At 56.0% G+C, this 18,080-nt stretch carries 13 protein-coding genes and 1 pseudogene; 1 reads left to right on the forward strand and 13 read right to left on the reverse strand.

Translation table 11 applies throughout. The annotated features are described in order from the left end of the window. Positions 1–2 precede the first annotated feature (2 nt). The 11 genes and pseudogenes from BN1190_RS14160 to BN1190_RS14210 all read right to left on the reverse strand — a co-directional run bounded on the left by BN1190_RS14160 (position 3) and on the right by BN1190_RS14210 (position 14,058). A complete protein-coding gene (locus BN1190_RS14160) occupies positions 3–2,207 on the reverse strand; it encodes a YhgE/Pip domain-containing protein (RefSeq protein ID WP_244898721.1) in 2,205 nt (734 codons plus the stop codon). 67 nt (positions 2,208–2,274) lie between these two features. Continuing rightward, on the reverse strand, positions 2,275–2,844 hold the full coding sequence (locus BN1190_RS14165) for a TetR/AcrR family transcriptional regulator (protein ID WP_040287632.1): 570 nt from the start codon (positions 2,842–2,844) through the stop codon (positions 2,275–2,277). A gap of 138 nt (positions 2,845–2,982) precedes the next feature. Beyond that, positions 2,983–4,086, reverse strand: coding sequence for an NAD/NADP octopine/nopaline dehydrogenase family protein (locus BN1190_RS14170; protein ID WP_040287633.1), 1,104 nt, complete (start codon positions 4,084–4,086; stop codon positions 2,983–2,985). 165 nt (positions 4,087–4,251) lie between these two features. Then, positions 4,252–5,523, reverse strand: coding sequence for a serpin family protein (locus BN1190_RS14175; protein WP_052461903.1), 1,272 nt, complete (start codon positions 5,521–5,523; stop codon positions 4,252–4,254). Between the two features lie 46 nt (positions 5,524–5,569). Next, positions 5,570–5,773: pseudogene (locus BN1190_RS14180) on the reverse strand (acyl-CoA dehydrogenase family protein); the annotation flags it as partial. A 138-nt stretch (positions 5,774–5,911) separates the two neighbouring features. Continuing rightward, positions 5,912–6,946, reverse strand: a complete 1,035-nt coding sequence (darG, locus tag BN1190_RS14185) for a type II toxin-antitoxin system antitoxin DNA ADP-ribosyl glycohydrolase DarG (protein WP_040287634.1) — start codon at positions 6,944–6,946, stop codon at positions 5,912–5,914. Between the two features lie 11 nt (positions 6,947–6,957). Then, a complete protein-coding gene (darT, locus tag BN1190_RS14190) occupies positions 6,958–7,575 on the reverse strand; it encodes a type II toxin-antitoxin system toxin DNA ADP-ribosyl transferase DarT (RefSeq protein ID WP_040287785.1) in 618 nt (205 codons plus the stop codon). 215 nt (positions 7,576–7,790) lie between these two features. Beyond that, positions 7,791–8,990 (reverse strand): acyl-CoA dehydrogenase family protein, encoded by a 1,200-nt coding sequence (locus BN1190_RS14195; protein WP_040287635.1) that lies wholly within the window; start codon positions 8,988–8,990, stop codon positions 7,791–7,793. A 24-nt stretch (positions 8,991–9,014) separates the two neighbouring features. Beyond that, the gene (locus BN1190_RS14200) at positions 9,015–10,181 is read right to left on the reverse strand and encodes a saccharopine dehydrogenase family protein (RefSeq protein ID WP_040287636.1); all 1,167 of its coding nucleotides are present in this window, start codon (positions 10,179–10,181) and stop codon (positions 9,015–9,017) included. Between the two features lie 15 nt (positions 10,182–10,196). After that, on the reverse strand, positions 10,197–11,675 hold the full coding sequence (locus tag BN1190_RS14205; RefSeq protein WP_040287637.1) for an aldehyde dehydrogenase family protein: 1,479 nt from the start codon (positions 11,673–11,675) through the stop codon (positions 10,197–10,199). Positions 11,676–12,504: 829 nt separating this feature from the next. Then, the gene (locus BN1190_RS14210; protein ID WP_052461919.1) at positions 12,505–14,058 is read right to left on the reverse strand and encodes a DHA2 family efflux MFS transporter permease subunit; all 1,554 of its coding nucleotides are present in this window, start codon (positions 14,056–14,058) and stop codon (positions 12,505–12,507) included. A gap of 172 nt (positions 14,059–14,230) precedes the next feature. On the opposite strand from BN1190_RS14210, the gene BN1190_RS14215 reads away from it, so the two are divergent. After that, positions 14,231–15,130, forward strand: a complete 900-nt coding sequence (locus BN1190_RS14215; RefSeq protein WP_040287638.1) for a TetR/AcrR family transcriptional regulator — start codon at positions 14,231–14,233, stop codon at positions 15,128–15,130. 64 nt (positions 15,131–15,194) lie between these two features. Here BN1190_RS14215 and BN1190_RS14220 read toward each other — a convergent pair whose 3' ends face one another. Further along, positions 15,195–17,021, reverse strand: coding sequence for an SEC-C metal-binding domain-containing protein (locus BN1190_RS14220; protein ID WP_040287639.1), 1,827 nt, complete (start codon positions 17,019–17,021; stop codon positions 15,195–15,197). A gap of 38 nt (positions 17,022–17,059) precedes the next feature. Further along, on the reverse strand, positions 17,060–18,076 hold the full coding sequence (gene moaA / locus BN1190_RS14225) for a GTP 3',8-cyclase MoaA (protein ID WP_040287640.1): 1,017 nt from the start codon (positions 18,074–18,076) through the stop codon (positions 17,060–17,062). Positions 18,077–18,080: the final 4 nt, after the last annotated feature.

Genomic DNA, 18,080 nt, shown 5'->3' on the forward strand with positions numbered 1-18,080 from the left:
CATCAGGCTTCCGCAATTTCCTGTTTCGAATACCGTTTGCTGAACAGCAGGGCGAAATAGCCGGCTGTCAGTGCGAGGCATACGGCCATGAAGCCGAGGAGCACGCCGTTCGAGGCCCACAGATGAGCCATATCCCCAGTTGAGATCGATGCTTTGAACGCCTGCACCGAATACGTCATCGGCAGGAATTTATTGAACACCTGCAACGGCTCCGGAATCAGCTCCAGCGGGAATGTCCCGGCACTTGTCACGAGCTGCATGATGAGCACGAGGATCGCGAGGAACCGTCCGGCATCACTGAATACCGAAACGAACAGCTGCACCAGTGCGATGAACGTGTAGCTCGTAATGACTGCGGTCAGAACGAACATCGGCGTATCGACCGTTTCCATGCCGAGCCCGTATTTGATGATCCCTACGGCAATCAATGCCTGGATGAGACCGACCGTCGCGAGCACCGTCACTTTACTCGTGAACCAGCGGAACGGGCCGGTCGGCGGGATTGCCGGTTCGACGAGCGGGAAAACGATTGACAGCAGGAGGGCGCCGACGAACAGGCCGAGTGACAGGAAGTACGGCGCAAAGCCGGTTCCGTAGTTCGGCACTTCATTGACCGCATCTTTTTCGACATCAACCGGCGCGGCCGCCATTTCGTATGTCTTGTCTGTCGGCTTGACTTCAGAGGCCGTCTCGTTCGCTTCTGTAAGCTTTTCCTGCAGTGTGCCGGTTCCTTCGTTCAGTTCCTTGGCACCATCGGCAAGTGCTGCCGATCCATCCGCAAGATCACGTGATTTGGACGCAAGGGTTCCCGTGCCGTCCGTCAGTGTCTTCGTCCCTTCGGTCAGCGCCGTCAGACCGTTGACGAGCTGACCGGATCCTTCCTTGGCGGAAGCCGCGCCATCCGCAAGTCTGCCTGCCCCGGCGCTCAATGCATTGTTGCCGTCTGCAAGCGATGAAGCCCCCGCAAGAAGCTGGCCGGATTTACTGTTCAGTTCGTTCACACCTGCCAGTGCCTGCGCGTGCGCCCCTGCGAGCTGCCCGGCTGCTCCGTTCAGTTCCCTGGCGCCGGACCGCAGCGCGGCTGTCCCCGAAGATAATTCCCCAAGTCCGCCTGCCACTTGCGCGCTGCCCGCCTGGAGCTGGCCGAGCGCACCGTTCAGCGCGGCCTGCTGCTCTTCAGGAAGCTGCGCGAGAATCGGTGCGAGCTGATCGGACAGCTGGGAGATGCCGGCGTTCACCTGCTGGGCACCCCCTGTCAGCTGACCGGCTGCTGCGTTCAGCGACCCGGATTTCTCCGCAAGGTTCGCGACGCCTGCCCCGAACTCCTTCTCTTTTGCACCGATCTGCTGATAGCTGCCGGCAAGTTTTTCGACACCCTGCGTATACTGGGCGATTCCGCTCTTCAGATCGTTCGCGCCTGCGGCTGCTTTCTGTGAACCGCTCTGCAGTTCACCGACACCAGAAACGAGGGTTCCGAGTCCGGCATTCAGTGAAGAAGCACCGTTTGCAGCTTCCGCGACGCCTTTCTTCAGCCGGTCGGAACCGTCCGCCAAGGTTACCGTGCTCGATGCGAGCTGTTCCAGGTACCCTTTCAGATCATCCGTCCCGGACACGAGCTTGCCGGACCCATCATGCAGTTTGCCGGCACCGTCCGCCGCTTCGCCGAATCCGTCGCCCATCTCCTTGATGGAGTCGAACAGCTGCTCCGCATACGTGGATGACACTTTCTCGTTCACTTCCGCTTTGATACGATCCATGGCGGTCTCACCGATCTGGGCGGATAAGAAGTTGAACCCTTCGTTCGGTTTGTAGATGAGTGCCAATTTCTCCGGTGTGTCATCCAGGAGCGTTGTTGCGTGCTCCGAGAAGTTATCCGGGATTTCGATCGTCATATAGTAGTCCTGGTCGTTCAATCCTTTACGGGCTTCCGCTTCCGAAATTCCTTTGAAATCGAACTGTTTGCTGTCCGTCAGCTTGTCGACGAGATCATCACCGAGTGCGAGATGCGTCCCCTCGAAGTCCGCGCCCTCATCCATGTTGACGACTGCAACCGGCAGTGCGTCCATATTCGCATAGGGGTCCCAGAACGCCCATAAAAACATCCCTGCATAGAGCACCGGGATGAACAGGATTGCGATCATCGGGACGAGCATCTTGCGGGTGCGGAGAAGCTGTTTCCACTCGGCCCCTGTCATTGTCTTTTTCATAACCGTTTCCTCCTTGACTGTATGACCATTTTAGGATTCCGGTCATTCAATGATGAAAAAAGAAGTCTCAGCGTATGAGACTTTTAAAAATGGTGCTGCTCAGCAGATCGGTGATTTCCGACTCGGCCAATTCACGATCATGGGTCCTTTCCCAATCAACGACGAGCGTCATGTACGATTTGAACAGCAAATACGCAACCAGTTCCGTATTGCATGGCTTGACTTCGCCGCGTACAATGCCCTTCTCGATCTTTTCGGCAATGAACTGGATGATCTGTGTTTCGATATCGGCGAGCACTTCCTGTACAGCAGGCGTCCGGATCTCTTTCCCTTCGTCGATCAGCTTGGCATACAGCCGGTGTGTCGTCCGGAATTTCAGGATGGACATGAGACGGGCGTGCGCATTCTCTTCGAATGAAGCGTCCGGGACCGCTGCCGCTTCCGCTTCGCACCGCATTTCATCGATCATGCCGACAACAATGGCATTGAACAGTTCTTCCTTATTGGCGAAGAACGTATAGATCGTCCCTTTGCCGACATTTGCGATTTTCGCGACCTGATCCATCGTTGTCGCTTTGTAGCCGAACAGCGAAAAGGACTTCGCAGCGGCTTCCAATATCTCCGCTCTGCGATCCATAGGTACACCTCTTTCATCAAAAATGACTATATTTCAGTTCCGGTCAATTGGTCAACCCTTATCATACATCGCCGTTCTTCCGAATGCAAGTCCGGCACACAAATAAGACGGAGGGGAAACTTCCCCTCCGCCTCTCACTCAGGCATGCGCCGCCTGTTCTTCAGTGATGAATGACAGCAATTCCTTCGCAGAGCTGAAACCGAGCGCTTCGATAGTGCGGGCTTGCGCGAAATAATCGTCGCCGACCATCGTGCCCGCAAGCGTCATGATTGAATCCCCGACAGGTGTCGGCATGCCGAGATGCTTGCCGAGCGAGTGGAGCAGCCCGAGTCCCATGGGCACGTCTTCCGTGATATAGCGGTTATCGACCGATTTCGTGCGCAGGTCTTTCACGCTTTCCGCATAGATCTCGAACGCTTCGTCATCGGAATAGGCGTCCGGATCGGTGAACGTGCGCACTTTGAACTCCTCGATGTAAGAGCGCGGCTTCGCACCGATGCGCGTGAGCATGTCCATTTTCTCCTGGTCGAGCTCATGGGCCACCTTCCATGTGGATGGTGTGAACCCTTCCGTGTACATGGAGAACTGCCCATCCGAGTTTTCAATGTAGGCGGCGTTCAGCGCGATGCCGACCGTATGCATGATCAGGTTAGGGTTATGCAGCGCCACTTCCGCGATATTATCACGCGGGATGCAGTGGCCGAGAACGGGCGCAAGCGTCTTGCATGCTTCTTCCACACGTCCTGCCGGCACAGTCGCAATCGGATGACCATAGTTCACCGAGTACAGTGTCACTTCCCCGGGCGCCGTGATGCGGCAGCTGTACGGCAGCGTCTCCCCCTCTGCGAACAGCGGTGCGTCCCCGCTGCGGCCGAGCCGTTCCAGCTCATTGAGGAAGTAGACACTGCCGAGATAGCCTGGGCAGATATAGACGGTCTGGTGTTTCTGGAGATGCGGAGCAAGGGCGCTCGCGAGGGATTTGTGGTAGTTCGATACATAATAGATGAGGAGTATATCTGCTTGCGGGATGACCTCTGCAGGGTTGCGGGTCACGGCTAGGAGTGGAACCGTCTGTGTTCCGTGTTCGTCGTGGAGCGTGATCTGTTTCGTCTGTTCGAGTTTCTGGAAATGTTCATCCGGCCGGCCGCTCAATTTGAGCATGCTTACCTCGTGGCCATCGCGCGCGAGACAGGCTGCCGCCATGGAACCTCCATGTCCTGAACCGATAATTGTAATTTTCATCTCAAGTTCCCCCTTCTTGTGAAAGCGTTCACATGACATATTAAATTTTTTGCAGGCAAAAGCCTGCAACAGTTAAATACCCTATATTCCCGGCTGTAAACCTATTTTGTGAGAGTACTTGAAACAACCAGGAAACGGTCCGATTGCCGCTTCCCGGCTGCCTATTCATTTTTCCTGCACAGGATTTCCGATCTTGCCGGCGAAGAGGACAAGCCCCGAATCCCGGTCGCGGATTTCGATGGTGAACGGCCGATCCGCCTTCAGTGTGAACGGTTCAGCGAGCGGCGCCGATGTTACGTCAACGGACGTGGACGTCACCGCGACCGCCTCCGTGCCGGCTTCATCCACCGACAGATAGGTCTTCTGCAGGACACTGCTGACATACAGCTTATCCTTCTCCTCTTCCACAAGACGGCCGAGTTCGGCATCCGATCCGAACGCCCGCTGCATGCCGATTGCCGACAGGACTTCGTTCAGTTCAACTTCGTACGACAGGCTGAACTTCGGCAGCAGGACAGTGCCGGGCCGTGTCTTTGCATCCTGCCAGCCGTTCCGCTGTTCAGCTGTCAGGAATGCCGGAAAGTCTTCGGCTGCCGTCCCTTCTTTTGGCACGTAGACGTCCATCCGCATGCGGCCGTCTTCCCCGTAGGGCAGGGAGACGGCCTGGAACTGATCGGTCTCCCGGTATGGAAGTTCCTCCTGCAGGTTCATGATCGGCACGTCCGCCCGGCTGCCGTCCGAAAGACGGAAGGCCCCCTCTTCGGTGGCACTTTCCAGGAATGGGTACTTCCAGGGTGCTTTGAAATAGACGGCATTCAGCAGATACAGCACTAGATCCCCGCTGAGCGGCGCCTGTACGATCTCCTCGATCTTGCCGTTCGTCTGCCGTTTCACCCAGTCGTTCATGCGGTCTGCAGAAGCATCATCGCCCGCATCGATCTCCTCTGACGCCGCAAGATAATAGGAGCTCAGCACGTCCTTGAACGGCTGCTGGAGCGTGAACCCGTCATTGACCCAGACGGAATTGGCCATCGTCAGAGTGAAACTGTCATTATTCTGCAGCCGGTCGAGCAGCGAGGCGTTCGCCCGGTTGAGCGAGTCTTCATCCAATCCGGATGCCTGCATGGCCGCAAGGATGCCAGCCCGCGTTTCTCCGTCCGCTCCGTTCTGCAGCATCGACAGCGCCGCCAGCAGGCTGACCGGCGAGACGAACACATTGCCGTCGTCATCCGCTTCCACGCGTTCCAGCAGCTGCCGGGACAGCGCCATCGACGGGTCGGCCAGCTGACGGTAGTCATCCTGTCCGAACTCCCCGCTGATCTTGTCTGTCATCTCTTCTTCCTCTTCTCCATCGGGTGCCGGCGCCTGCACCGTCCCGCACGCCGTCAGCAGGAGCGCAGCGCCGAGCAGCGCAGCCAGTATCCCTTTGTTCCGCATACGATCATCTCCCTTTACACCATGAGACGGTTGTCCTGCGGATCCGTTACAGATCTTCCTCAAACGGCCACCCCGGCAGCATGCGGTTCAAAAGCTTGTCCTCACGCTTGCCGAGGACGTATTCCGCCTGCATGATCGTATGGATCTCCCGCGTGCCTTCGTAGATGACGGGTGCTTTCGAGTTGCGCAGGTAACGAGTGACGGGATAGTCGTCCGAGTAGCCGTAGGCGCCGTGGATCTGGAAGGCGTCTTATCCCACAAGTTTTTTCACTCCCTCTTCCATTGGCAGTGAAAAAGACCGCCATTCCTGCCAGAACAGCGATCTCTCTATATCATTTTTAAACGAAAAGTATATTCTCTCATGGCGAATAGGCCAGCACACCTGGCGTTATGAAGCAAACTTGACCTCATAAAGCAAGTAGTTCCATACTTGCTCAATGTCACGGGGTGGGAACATTTTATTCTTGCGTTCATTCCATTGCTGTACGGATTGAACAACAAACGCTTTATCTGTTGCTTTTGACGCATTTTCTTTCAGCACCCAGTGAACGGTTGCCAGAAGTTCCATGTCATAAGGGGTTTCGAATCCATATATTAAGTCAGAGACCCGATCCAAATTGAACTTTGCGTCCGGATGATTCTTCAAAAATTCTTCCGCTTCCTCTATAGCACCTTCCAGCAGATAGATTTCAGCCCCTGCTGTGCGATCCCCATATCCTCTGATCCAATGACCTTCCATGTCTTGCAGGACATGATTGAGCGCTTCTGCATAGGGACCGAAACGATTCTTTTCGAACTGTAGTTTCGGCAGTGTCCCTGCTTCATGCAAGAAATACGCGAGTTTCTGTACTTCCAATAACGACATCCGATAGCCCGGACCCGCATACTGTTCCATGGCGCTGATCAGCAAGGCCCTTCCCAATGTCATGTTAGGCCGTTTCGTCCTAATTACCATCCGATCCAACGGAGGTGCGCCTGCTGGTTCATACAAATGGACTTCAATAGAAAGAGGCGCCAAGGCTTCCACGATAGCAGTCCGAACAACCGGCCACTCTAATCCGCCATTTCCACAGCCTAACGGGGGAATGGCAATCGACTGAAGGTTCAGCTCTTGAATAATTTGCACCAAATCGCGAAGACCTTCCTGTATATACGTAAGCTCAGAAGGATTACGCCAATGCTTTTTTGTCGGAAAGTTGATGACATACTTAGGGGCGGCTAACCCATGGACTGGAACTACATGCATTCTCCCCACTCGAACCTGACCGGCCTTACAATCCTTCGCATACTGTTTAAATACATCCGGAAAGGCTTGTTTAAACTGCAAGGCGATTCCTTTCCCCATGACACCTACTGTATTTACCGTATTTACATAAGCTTCAGCCTGATCTTCCAGTAAGTTCCCCTGCATTGAACGGATCATTCCTCCACCTCCTAATAGTAGAACTGTCTTCGGACGGCAACCGGTAATGTACTGCCAGCCCCGTGTAATAAATATTCCAACTTCACCTTCGCTCGTTCATCGAAAACTGCAAATCCTAAACAAGCTGAAAGAGGGACTTCCTGATAGACAAGGAATTCTGCTTGCCGCCTGGCTTTTCTATTCATGTCCTCGTCTATATCATGCCAATAAACGGAGGTCATCACTTGCCAATCGACTTGGTCCAAATGGATTGGATCTGTATAGAAGTTCGTTAAACGTCTGATGGCATGTGCATCTGTAAACACGAAATCCAGCTCGTTCCGTTGAACAGTTGAGATACTTGTCATGAAATATACCACGTCTTCTTGTGAAATTTGCTGTTTGTATAAGTAGTACAACATAGGCGAGCGTGCTGCAAAGTAGAATGGGACATAGTCGTGCAGGACTCCACCTTTGCCAACAGGGATCTTCGTTCTGTTTCTTCGTGCTTGAACGTCCTGATTGGCAATATCCTGATGCTGCAGCTGATTCATCTGCATTGCTGCATGTGACTGCAATCCTCCACTTTCTAGAATGGAAGGCAGATTGCTGATGTGTGTTAAATGATAGAGGAGCTGATTATCCGCCACATCCGTCACTCCGTTCATTCGTTTCATACTTGTAGTTTATCACATTCTTCCTAGTATCAATAGCTGCACAGAACGGCTGTCAAGTAACAAGACTTCCCGTGATATAGATAGGATCAGTGACCGACAGCATCAAAACTGCCGCAATGGAGAAAAAGATCGCTATCCATAGGGGGACAGCGACCTTTACATCATGAGACGGCTGTCCGGCGGATCCGTTACAGAAACTCCTCAAACGGCCATCCCGGCAGCATGCGGTTCAAGGGCTTATCCCCGCGCTTGCCGAGGACGTATTCCGCCTGCATGATCGTATGGATCTCGCGGGTGCCTTCGTAGATGACGGGTGCTTTCGAGTTGCGCAGGTAACGGGCGACGGGATAGTCGTCCGAGTAGCCGTAGGCGCCGTGGATCTGGAAAGCGTCGTCCGCCGCCCGGTTTGCGAAGTCGCACGCCTGCCATTTGGCGAGGGATGTTTCCCGCGTGTTGCGGCGGCCGGCATTTTTCAGTTCGCCGGCACGGTACACGAGCAACCGGCTCATCTGATAGCCCGCCTCCATGTTGGCGATCATGCGCTGGACGAGCTGGTGGTCGCCGATCGGCTTGCCGAACGTATGCCGTTCCTCGCAGTATGCGGTGCTCGCTTCAAGGCACACGCTGATGAGACCGACCGCGCCGGCCGCGACGGTGAAGCGGCCGTTGTCGAGTGCCGATATGGCGATCTTGAACCCTTCGCCTTCTTCGCCGAGCCGGTTCGCTGCCGGAATCCGCACGTCCTCGAAGAACAGCTCACCCGTGTTGCCGGCCCTGATGCCGTATTTATTCGCAATTGCCTTGGATGAAAACCCGGGACGCGTGCGTTCGACGATGAACGCCGAGATGCCGTGGTGCTTTTTCGTTTTGTCGGTATAGGCGAAGACGAGGAAATGATCCGCCTGGTCGCACAGTGAAATCCACGTCTTCTGGCCATTCAGGATATACTCATCGCCATCCCGCACGGCGGTCGAGGCGAGGGCGGCTACATCGGAGCCCGCCCCCGGCTCGGTCAGTCCATAGGCGCCGATCTTCTCGCCTTTCGCCTGCGGTACGAGGAATTTCCGCTTCTGTTCCTCAGTCCCCCACTGCAGCAAGGTCAGTGAATTCAAGCCGGTATGCACCGAGACCGCCGTGCGGAACGCCGTATCCCCGCGTTCCAGCTCCTCACACAGGATGGCGAGCGAATTGTAGTCGAGCCCGCTGCCGCCGTACTGTTCCGGGATGCAGGAGCCCATGAAGCCGAGGTCTGCGAAATCCTTCCATACTTGCGGATCGAATCCGCCTGCGCGTTCCCAGTCTGCAATGTTCGGGATGATCTGTTCATCGACATAGCGGCGTGCCGTCTGCCGCAGGAGCTGCTGATCTTCTGTGAATGTGAAGTCCATTCCGCGCACGTCCTCTCTGTGAGTTTACAAGGATGCTTCGCCGGTCAGTACGTTCTCATCGATGATAACCCCGCGTTTTTTCATCTCTTCGATATACAGGTGCCCCGGCACGATACATTCCGGCGGGTGGACGCCGCGCTTCGTGATGTCACCGGTTCCGATCATCTGGGCGACGACGGAGATCGTATTCGCGGTCGCAAGCGCCATCGCCGTTTCGTTCATCTCCATGTCCTTCGTGACGGTCATGTTGTATTCGTAGGTCGCCGGCATACCGGATGCTTCCCCGCTGACGAGAACCCGCAGCAGCACAGCGTCCTTCTTGTCGCCGAGCAGCAGCTGCGGCGTCAGATGGGCGCGCATGACATCGCGGACACGAAGCGGCTTCCCATCGACCTGGATGACGGATTCCCGTGACAGCAGCCCAAGATCGACGAGCAGCTGAAACTTCTCCGCGTGCCCCGGATAGCGGAGCGTCTTGTACTCGAGCGTGCGGACGTCCGGGAAGGAGCCGAGCAGTGTCGATGTGCCGCCGGACGTATGGAACGCTTCCATCGGGCCGAAACCGTCGAATTCGATCGTCTCGATTTCCGACAGCGACGGCAGTTCGATGATTTCGTTATCACGGATGACACGCGACGGGTCGGTGTAATGGTCGAATACGCCTTCGAGTGAGAACACGATATTGTAATTGAGCGGCGGTTCAGGTTCCGCCGGGACGCCCCCGACGTACAGCTTGATCGACTCCACGGTGTCGAGTTTGTCCGCACCGTAACCTGCGAGGATGTTGATCATCCCCGGGGCGACGCCGAGGTCGGGGATGACCGTGACGCCTTTCGCCTGCGCGGCCCCGTCCATCGCGAGAACTGCATCCGTCGCGCCGCCGATATGGCCGCCGAGGTCGACGTAGTGGACACCTGCTTCGATGGCGAGCCGGGCTGTGGTTTCATTGAACGTATAGAACAGGGCATTGATGACGACGTCGCCGAGCGCAATGACCTCGCTCAGCTGGAGTTCGTTCCGCGCATCAAGCACGAGGATGCTCAGCTTGTCGGACAGCAGATCGTCTGCAAAATTCTCCGCTTTCCGGACGTCCTGATCCGCCAGATAGACTGCTGTGACCGCATCCTGCTTCACCAGATCCCGCACCGCTTCTTTTCCCATGAGTCCCGCTCCGAGTACGACGACTTTCATGCAATCAGCCCCCTATTAGTTATTGTCGATCTGTGCCCGCTGCAATGTGCCGCTGAAATCCACATAGATGCTCTTCCACTCCGTGAACACGTCGAGCGCCGCCACGCCCGAATCGCGGTGGCCGTTTCCGGTCCCTTTTGTCCCGCCGAACGGCAGATGGATCTCCGCGCCGGTCGTGCCGGCATTGACGTAGACGATCCCCGTGTCAAGATCGCGCTGCGCCTGGAAGATCTTATTGACATCCCGTGAGAAGATTGAGCTCGACAGCCCGTATTTGACACCGTTGTTAACGTCGATTGCCTCTTCCAGACTGTTCACTTCGATCAGTGAAATGACCGGACCGAAGATCTCTTCCTGCGCGAGACGGCTGTCCGCCTTGACGTCCGTGAACAGGGTCGGTTCGAAGTAATGACCGCCTGTATAATGGCCTTCTGTCAGCTGGCTGCCGCCTGCGAGCAGTGTCGCACCCTCTTCTTTCCCGACACCGACGTAGTACTGGATCTTCTCGATCGATTTTTCATTGATGACCGGCCCGATTTTGACGGATTCATCCGTTCCGTTGCCGATCGTGAGGGTTTTCATTGACTCGAGCAGTTTCTGTTCGAGCTCTTCCTTGATGGCGGAATGCGCGATGACCCGGCTGCAGGCGGTGCAGCGCTGGCCGGCTGTTCCATACGCGCTCCAGAGGATGCCTTCGACGGCGAGGTCGAGATCGGCGTCATCCATGACGATGATGGCGTTCTTGCCGCCCATCTCGAGTGACACTTTCTTCAGGTGACGGCCGCCGAGTTCCGCGACATGGCGGCCGGTTTCCGTGGAGCCGGTGAACGAGATGACGCGCACGTCGGGATGTTCGATCATCGCCGTGCCGACGGTGCCTCCGCTGCCGAAGACGATGTTGGCGACCCCTGCCGGCAGACCGGCCTCTTCAAAGATGAGTGCCATTTCGTATGCCATCATCGGCGTTTCGGTCGCCGGTTTCCAGAGGAACGTGTTGCCCGCGACGATCGCCGGGAATGATTTCCATGTCGCGATGGCCACCGGGAAGTTCCATGGGGTGATCAGACCGACGACCCCGATCGGCGCCCGGACACTCATCGCGAACTTGTTGTCGAGCTCGGACGGCACTGTTTCACCGAACAGCCGGCGGCCTTCACCTGCCATGTAATACGCCATGTCGATGCCTTCCTGCACTTCACCACGCGCTTCTTCGATGACTTTGCCCATTTCCTTCGTCAGTGTTTGTGCGAGATGCTCCTTCTTCTCCACCATGAGCCGGCCGATTTCATACAAGTAATCCGCCCGCTTCGGCGCCGGCACACGCGCCCACTTTTTCTGCGCGGCTTTCGCGGCGGCGACTGCCTTGTCCACGTCATCTGCTGTCGACAGCCGGACTTCCGCCAGCTTGTCCCCATTAGCCGGATTCAGGACATCGGTATACTCCGCCCCTCCGTCAGTTTCCCAGTTTCCGTTGATATAGTTGTTCAGTTTCATAGCTGCCTGTCCCCTTTCTTATGCGGTTTGCAAACCCTTACATACTGTATTCGACAGCCAGCCCGGTTCTCCTTTCAGGGAGTCCGATTCGCTGTCCGGCTGGCTGCGCCGCACTTCGTGAACACAGTGACCAGTGTATGAGCGGCCGGTCCGGACTATGCGCCGATTGCCTGAGTTGGTGCACAAAAAAACGCGGAGCGCAGCGGAGCTGACAAGCCAGTCTTTTTTAGTTTGTGGTGGAAGCGCATCTGGCGCGGCATGGCGACTTGTAGCTACTGGCCGCCTTGCCGCGGGCTCGGCTGCCCGGCTGGACCGGATTGTGTGAAGTTATGAGCGCTTTCATATGATTTATGATCACTTTCCATGGTTTATGATCACTTCCACGAGTTTATGAGCGTTTCCGGCAGTTTATGAGCGGAATTCACGTTTTATGAGCGGAACGGCCTCATTTATGAGCGTTCGGCGTGCAATGACTTCCATCTATAGAAAAAGCGGAGCGAAGCGAAGCCGACAAGCCAGTCTTTCCTAGTTTGTGGAAGATCATCTGGCGCGGCATGGCGACTTGTGGCTACTGGCCGCCTTGCCGCGGGCTCGGCTGCCCGGCTGGACCGGATTGTGTGAAGTTATGAGCGCTTTCATATGATTTATGATCACTTTCCATGGTTTATGATCACTTCCACGAGTTTATGAGCGTTTCCGGCAGTTTATGAGCGGAATTCACGTTTTATGAGCGGAACGGCCTCATTTATGAGCGCTCTGCGTGTGAGCGGCCAATCTCCAATAAAAAAAGCCTCCCCGCAGGTTGGATATCCTGCGGGAAGGCGTTGGATCAGGCGTTATCAGGTTTTGCCGTAACATTGTTATGCTCAGGTGTCGGAGTGTCCGGCATCTGCTGCGCTTCGAACTTCGGCGGGAGGACCCGCTTGATGAAGAGCGTCAGCACCAGGGCCACCGCCGCGATAATTGCGGAGATGAAGAAGGAGAAGTTGATGCCATCCAGCTGTGCCTGCTGGGCGACCTGCTCCTGGAATGCCGCGAGACCGGCTTTGTCGGTCGGCAGACCTCCGGACATCGCCGCGTCCTGAGCGATCTGTGTTCCGGCTGACTCCGCACGTTTTGTCATGATTGTCAGCAGGATGGCGGAACCGATTGCGCCGGATACTTGCTGCACGGTGCTGTTCATGGCGGTGCCATGCGGATTCGAGACCATCGGCAGCTGGTTCATGCCGTTCGTCATGATCGGCATCGTCACCATCGACAGGCCGAACATGCGGGCGGTGTAGATCGCCATCAGTTCATAATAACCGGTATCCAGTGTGAGCCGGCTCAGCAGATATGTGGTCAGCACGGTGATCGCAAGGCCCGTAACAGCAAGGCCTTTTGGTCCGTACTTGTCGAACAGTTTGCCGGTGATCGGCGACATGAAGCCCATGACGATCGCACCTGGCAGCATGAGCAGCCCCGAATCGAGCGGCGAAATGTGACGGACGTTCTGGACATACAGCGGCGTCAGGATCATCCCCGAGAACATCGCAACGGACACGACGACCGAGATGACGGACGACAGGGCAAACATCGGATGCTTATAAATGCGGAAATCGAGCATCGGCTCTTTCTTACGCAACTGACTGGTGACGAAGAGGACCAGACCGATCACACCAATGATGATCGTACCGTACACTTCGACCGACCCCCAGCCCGCGTGTCCGGCGGAACTGAAGCCATACAGCAGACCGCCGAACCCGATACTCGAGTAGAGAATCGACAGCGTGTCGACTTTCACGTCCTTATTCGGTGTGATGTTGCGCAGTTTGAAGAATGCATACGCCATGACGAACAGCGCGATCGGCAGCACGATGATGAACAGCGCGCGCCAGGAGTAGTGCTCGACGACGAAGCCGGACAGCGTCGGTCCGATCGCCGGCGCCGTGAACATGACCAGCCCGAAGTAGCCGAGCGCCTGCCCCCGTTTTTCAACCGGGAACGCAACGAGCATGACGTTCATCAACAGCGGCATCAGCAGGGATGCCCCGGACGACTGAATCATCCGCGCTGCAACCAGCAGACCGAAGTTCGGTGTCACGATGGCAAGGAGTGTCCCCAAAGAGAACAGCGTCATCGCCGTGAGGAACAAGTTCCGGTTCTTGAATTTCATAATGAAAAAAGCACTGGCCGGCATCATGATACCGCCAACCAGCATGTAGCCGGTCGTAAGCCATTGTACTTGGGAAGGTTCAATCTTGAATTCTGTCATGATAGTCGGCAGCGCGATGTTGAGCAATGTATTATTCAGGATCGCAACAAACGCTCCGATGAATAAGATGATGATGATGCCGTAAGGCGGCTTTTCATGCATTTTCTTAATGTGTTCACTTGTTTCCATCCAACGGTCCCCCATTTTCCTTATACTTCCTTGACTGAAAAAACATCATGAAAGCTATTTTATACCCGCAGTCCAACTTACGCAAGAAAAAAATCCGAAACAGTATATTTCATTGATATATAGCGTTTCGGAGAGTAGACTGTCAGTATACTATGAGTCCAAAGGTGATGGAATGAACGAACGTAAACTAAAAGTGATCTACGCAGCACAGCAGGTGTTCGAGGAGAAAGGCATCGTGTCGACCTCCGTCCAGGATATCCTGACGGCTGCCGGTATTTCGAAAGGGACTTTCTATAACTATTTCACGTCGAAGAATGAATGCCTGCTCGCCATTCTTGAAATGGCCAATGAGGAATCGATCGAGCGCCGGCGCAAACTGCTGATCGGCAAGGATCGGACGGATAAAAGTCTGTTCGCCCAGCAGATTATGACCCGTGCGCACGTTGACCGCGAACGGAATCTCCTGCCGATCTATGAAGCCATATTCTTTTCGAACGACGAGGAAATGCGGCGCTATGTCCGGGAGCAATATCTATACGAAGTTGCCTGGCTATCCGGCCGTCTGCTGGAAATCTACGGACCGGACGCTGAACCGTATGCCACCGACGGCGCCGTCATGCTGCTCGGTGTCATGCAGCACATTCTGCACATCATCAAGATCGGGTACGGACGGAAAGACAGTTCCCACTACGAACAGATGGTGCCGTTCGCCATCCGCCGGCTCGATGACATGATGGCAGGGATGCGGAAAGCCGATGATATCCTGCTCGGGAACGACATGCTTGAAAAGCTGTCATTTGCAGATGCGGAAAAGGCGAAAGAGGAATTGTTCAGGCGGCTGCGTACGCTTCTCGCACAATTCGAAAAGTCCAAAGAACAAAAAGGCGTCGACTATGTGAAATTTTTGATGGACGAGCTGGTGACCGGGAAAAGCGGCAGCGTCATTCTGGGAAGTGTGCTGGATGCATTCCGGAACGAGTTTGCAGCGTCAGACAGCGCAGCTTCAGTGGATGACATCGTGTCCCGTATCAGTGAGCTGGGCAGTCCGGCCGCACGCACGCCTGCCACATGAAAAAGAACGCTGTCCGCACCAGCCGCGGACAGCGTTCTTTCCGTTCATCATCCATACACGCAGATTATTGTTCGTTCACGTCACTCGGTCCGTTCAGGAGCAGCCAGATATAGCGGGCTTCTTCTTTGCTGCCCGGCTGCAGGCGCCCGTTGCGCGGATAGGCGATGGTCTGCGCCCGGAACGCCATAAGATGCATGACGTTGCCGTTTGCTTCGGATGCTTTCTTCAGCATGTCCGCCTCTTCCTCAGATACCCCTTGTGTCGCTTCGTTTTCCAGCTTCCAGTCCAGGTACAGGTAGGTCGCATCGTTCTCCGATCCCCGCTCGTAGCGGACGAGCAGCTCGCCCGCTTCCTTGTATCGTTCTGCATGGATGAGCGACGCGATCGCCTCATAGCGGGCACCCTGGTTATCAGTCGTGTTCATGCGCACGAGATCCAGGAAGATATCCGCCGCCTCATTGAATTCCCGCAGCCTGAACAGATGGACTCCGTACGAGAAGGCCGCACGCATGAACGGACGGTTCGGCAGGTTGTTCCACGGATTCTCCCCCGGTTCGAACCGCCGGCTCGCTTCGCGGATCGCCTGTTCATACAGGCTGCCCGCCGGCTCCGCATCGGCTTCCGTTTCCGCTTTCAGCAGCAGGGCATCCGGGAGCTGCGGTGCGATGGCGAGTGCCGAGTCCGCCAGTTTCCGGCGTCCGTCTTCCGTTTCCGCTCTGTATGCTTCGTACGCAAGGCGCTGGGCGCGTCCTTCATCCACACCCGGACGGCGTTCCGGTTCCACGACGCCCGTTGTCGTCATCGCAGTCTCCCACAGCTCGGATTCCGACGGGCGCGGATCGGTGCCGATTTCATAGACGGCTGCCGCAGCCGCTTCACCGTTTTCCATCATCTCCGTATACAGGCTGTACAATTCTTGCGACAGACGGGAAGTTTCTGCCGTGTCCGCCTCGGCAACATCAGCAGTGTCCCCTTTGAGCAGGGAGAGTGACCGGCCGACGCCGATTGCCGCCTGCACGAAAGAGGCTGTATCCGTTGCCTGGCCTTCTTCCTGTTCGGTGTTCAGGAAGTAGGCGACCGCTAGTTTCTGCAGCATTTCCCGGACATCCGCCGGTTCGCCGCCTTCTGCCAGCCGGCTGTCCAGCAGTTTCAGGGCGCCGAGCTGTTCATCCGCCAGTACATCCTCGAGCAGATCGTTCATGGACGCCATGCTGCGTTTGACGAGCAGTTCGTAAATATCCAGCGCATGATTGCAAATGAATTCCGCAGCCGGTTCATCCGGCGATTGCGCCCGGAGCGATAGCAGGGATTTTTTCGTCTGCCGGCTCCATTTCGCCAGGAACAGCATGGACGACACCGGCGCGACCGCGCGCTCGCCGCGGCGGGCGTCAGGGAGCACGACACCGAAAAGCAGTGTCCCTTCATCCGCGGGCATGCCCTCGATCCGCGCCACTTCCACCGTTTCCCCCGTCAGCAGCTGTTCAATGTGCAGAAACTTTTCCTCAGCACCTGTGATTTCACCGAGCAGCATGAGCGGCTCATCCCACTTTGCGAGAACTTCCTGCACAGTGCCGCGTGCAGCCGCCTCACGCTGCGTGTGCACATACTCTTTCCACTGCTCGTTGTTTTCGATGAATAAATAGAACTCGGACGCCGCCTCTTCGGTGTGCGCAGGCTCCCAGCTGCCGCGCAGCCGTTCCGCCCACTGACGCATGAGCCGCATCATCTGTTCCTTGGCAGCGCCTGTCGGATATGTATCGAAGAACTGGATGAGCAGACGGTCCAGCTCTTCGCTGACAACTGTATTCAGCAACCCGCTGCTTTCGTTCCCGCAGCATTTCTTGTACTTCTTTCCGCTGCCGCAAGGGCACGGATCATTTCTTCCTGTCATGGCTGTGCATCCTCCCGACTGTTCCGCAGGCCGCCCTGTCAGCCTCCGATATAGCTCATATTGATCTTCTTGTTTTTCCGGTTTTTCACCGTCTGTTCCGTCCGCTCGTCCGAATACCGGTCGGTCCGGTTCTCCCAGACACCGGTCAACGCAGCAGCGAGTTCTTCGTCCGTCGCACCTTCGCGCAGCAGCTGCCGGACGTCAAATCCATCGGAAGCGAACAGGCACGTAAAGAGTTTTCCTTCCGAAGACAGCCGGGCCCGTGTACAAGTGGAGCAAAACGACTCGGACACCGAGGTGATGAAGCCGACTTCCGCGCCGTTGTCTTTGTAACGCCAGCGCTTCGCCACTTCGCCGTAGTACTCCTCATCGACCGGCTCCAGATCGTGCACGTCCTGCAGACGGCTGAGGATCTCCTTCTTCGTGACGACTTTGTCGAAACTCCAGCCGTTGTCATTGCCCACATCCATGAATTCGATGAACCGCAATGTGATGCCGCGTTCCTTGAAGTACTGGGCCATCGGCAGGATCTCCTGCTCGTTCGTCCCTTTTTTGACGACCATGTTCATCTTGATGGTGAATCCGAGCTGGTGGGCCCTGTCGATATTTTTCAGGATCAGATCCGGCTTGACGCCTCGGCCGTTCATCTCCCCGAACAAATCGGGGTCGAGTGCGTCCAGGCTGATATTGAGACGGCGGAGACCCGCGTCATACAGCGGCTGTGCATACTGGCCGAGCATGACGGCGTTCGTCGTCAGTCCGATGTCTTCGATCCCTTCGATTTTCGTCAGTGAACCGATCAGGTCCGGCAGGTTGCGCCGCATGAGCGGCTCGCCCCCTGTCAGGCGCAGTTTTTTCACGCCGAGTTTCGCGAACAGCTTTGCCAGTCGTTCGATCTCTTCGAATGACAGGAGCTCGTCCTTCGGCAGGAACACATAATCGTCCCCGAAAATCTCTTTCGGCATGCAATAGGAGCATCTGAAGTTGCAGCGGTCCGTGACGGAGATCCGCAAATCACGGATCGGCCGGCCGAATTTGTCTGTTATGGGCTCCATGCTG

The organism is Sporosarcina koreensis, assembly GCF_000826145.2.
Taxonomy (GTDB): domain Bacteria; phylum Bacillota; class Bacilli; order Bacillales_A; family Planococcaceae; genus Sporosarcina; species Sporosarcina trichiuri.